Source organism: Vibrio sp. 10N.247.311.13 (genome assembly GCF_041467595.1).
Taxonomy (GTDB): domain Bacteria; phylum Pseudomonadota; class Gammaproteobacteria; order Enterobacterales; family Vibrionaceae; genus Vibrio; species Vibrio crassostreae_C.
The window spans coordinates 1-2,080 of sequence record NZ_JBFSUX010000123.1; the positions used below are offsets into that span (position 1 = coordinate 1).

Sequence of the window (2,080 nt, forward strand, 5' to 3'; positions counted from 1 at the left end):
CTAAGGGTTTGACGCTATTAGATCATATTTGTTAACAAAGTGCGATCCCGCCCTGGTGTTAAGAGTGATGTGTCGTTGAAACCAAATAGGAACAAGAATAGTTCACTATAGTCATTGTTTTTACTTCGAGCATCGAGAAAGTGAGATGTGTTGAGCATCTTATGGCTATCGTTTCTAATGAACTTCGGAGCAAGAAGGCGTAGGGATGGTCTAGATGTTTCAATACCAAAAAATAGGCTTAATAGAAGTTTCTCGTATTCGTCTCTATCAAGTACATTACCATCAACTGAGAAAAACTCATCTTTATCAATGGCGAAGTTACGAACTAATACATGATAAACGCCCAAATGATCTGTAAACGACAGCTCACACTGGACATCACTTTCCTTAAAAAAAGATTCAATTTGAACGTTTGGCCTAGCGTACTCGTCGTCAAAATAAATAGGCTCAATTGAACCCAATAACATGAAATCGATTACGCGTGAAAGGGTTGATTTACCGACGCTATTGCCGGTTCTACCGATATCTTTATCGTTGGTGATCAGATTTAACCCATCTTCAAATTTGACGGTTCTACATTGTGAACCGTTTTCTGTAATTGTTAACCTATTGAGCTTCATTGATTGTTACCGTGTTTCCATTGACGTTGATAGCTGAAATCATAAACAACCAATCTAGAGATAAGATGATATGGTCAATTGATACATCTAGTTCAGCTGATGTGATTTGTATGAGTTTCCTCAAATCACATTCTCCGTAACTGATTTCTTTTAAAATAATTCCGCCTATGAAATAAACGTTTAACTTTGGATCGCATCCATTTATTGGCAGCATAAGGGGTTCTCCAATACTACGCACTCAATAAAAGCATGTGCTACGACGACGTTTATCCCTAGGTCTAAATCTTCTTTAAGACTTGGCTTGTTTTTGGATGCATAAGCCGTGTTTTTTAGTTTCTCGATGATAAATTCAATGATTAAACAGGAATTCTGCTTTATTTCCTCTATGTCTATATCGCCTGTAAAGTATTCGATTTCTACGAAATCTAACGCTTCATAATAAAGGTCATTTAAGTTGTTTAAGACCTTTGATTTTCCAAAAGGGATAGTTGAGTCAATAGTTGAAAATGAAGCTTCAACCTTCTTTGAGTGCTTCAGGTATTGGCGGATTATTGCACTTTTTCCTTGCAACTGATTGTGATTGATTTTTTCGATCGTATCAGCACTTGGTGTCCGATTTCGGGTGCTAGGTTCGAATCCATTATTTGCTATCAACTTTAGGACTTCGTTGATAGCTGAATCGATATTTTGTTCAGGTGCATCGCCAAGTTGTACATTACCTACAACTTTGTCAATTGCGACTGTCTTATTCATAAGTGGAGCCTACATGTCGATTTTTATGCCGCCAGTGACTTTGTTCGCATAAACGTTCTTTTCACCAACCTGTTTTACTTTTGTACTGCTTTGGTCTAGATCTTGAGCAGTATTTTCAGTTTTGTTTTGTGACTTTTGTATCGAATTAGTATTAGTAATTTGAAGTTTTAGTTTTTTCACTTCTTGGTTCTTTTTACAACCAAACAAAAAGCTCAAGACCGTACAAATCCATGCGATCGCTACACCAAGGTCAGAAGAGAAAAATTCCATATAGATATAAACCACTTATTTTGTAGGAGAATGTTCCTGCGATTATACTCAATTGTTTGGTGTCTTGAAGAAAAATCCTTAATTTACAATTAATTATAAAAATATCAATTAAGTTAACCTAACCTAACCTAACCTAACCTAACCTAACCTTATAGCTGTTAGTAGCTCATATAAGCCGTTCGAACCGCAAGTGAACGATAGTTTGGGCGAATTTCGCCATGTGATACAGCACAGAGATTTACAACAAACAGCTTTGGAAGAATTGATAACTTTTTGTAGGGGGACTCCATAAGCAGGATTTGAATGAGAAAAAGGTCAGCTCATTATGGGGCAGAATGTATGGTACGCCCCGTTTTGCAAGTGAATCAGCAAAATAACAGAGCGGTGTTTTTCAAGGTAGTTGTCATCATTTGCTTACTTATTAAGCAGCTTCTCTT

4 protein-coding genes are annotated in these 2,080 nt (G+C 36.8%); all 4 read right to left on the bottom strand.

Annotated features, from left to right (window positions below; translation table 11 throughout):
- Positions 1 to 17: 17 nt before the first annotated feature.
- The 4 genes from AB6E52_RS22910 to AB6E52_RS22925 are packed head-to-tail and all read right to left on the bottom strand — an operon-like array spanning position 18 to position 1,643.
- Positions 18 to 620, bottom strand: a complete 603-nt coding sequence (locus AB6E52_RS22910; RefSeq protein ID WP_372189986.1) for a hypothetical protein — start codon at positions 618 to 620, stop codon at positions 18 to 20.
- On the bottom strand, positions 607 to 834 hold the full coding sequence (locus AB6E52_RS22915; RefSeq protein WP_102319863.1) for an ABC-three component system middle component 6: 228 nt from the start codon (positions 832 to 834) through the stop codon (positions 607 to 609). The genes AB6E52_RS22910 and AB6E52_RS22915 overlap by 14 nt, the downstream gene beginning before the upstream one ends.
- Positions 822 to 1,373: an ABC-three component system protein gene (locus AB6E52_RS22920; protein ID WP_102319864.1), complete on the bottom strand. Its 552-nt coding sequence runs from the start codon at positions 1,371 to 1,373 to the stop codon at positions 822 to 824. Before AB6E52_RS22920 ends, AB6E52_RS22915 begins: the two co-directional genes overlap by 13 nt.
- A 9-nt stretch (positions 1,374 to 1,382) precedes the next feature.
- Entirely contained in the window at positions 1,383 to 1,643 is a 261-nt protein-coding gene (locus AB6E52_RS22925) for a hypothetical protein (RefSeq protein ID WP_102319865.1), read from the bottom strand.
- Positions 1,644 to 2,080 lie beyond the last annotated feature (437 nt).

Excerpts from the sequence above, each read along its gene's own strand:
- AB6E52_RS22910 (WP_372189986.1), bottom strand. The coding sequence starts at position 620 with ATGAAGCTCAATAGGTTAACAATTACAGAAAACGGTTCACAATGTAGA.
- AB6E52_RS22915 (WP_102319863.1), bottom strand. The coding sequence starts at position 834 with ATGCTGCCAATAAATGGATGCGATCCAAAGTTAAACGTTTATTTCATA.
- AB6E52_RS22920 (WP_102319864.1), bottom strand. The coding sequence starts at position 1,373 with ATGAATAAGACAGTCGCAATTGACAAAGTTGTAGGTAATGTACAACTT.
- AB6E52_RS22925 (WP_102319865.1), bottom strand. The coding sequence starts at position 1,643 with ATGGAATTTTTCTCTTCTGACCTTGGTGTAGCGATCGCATGGATTTGT.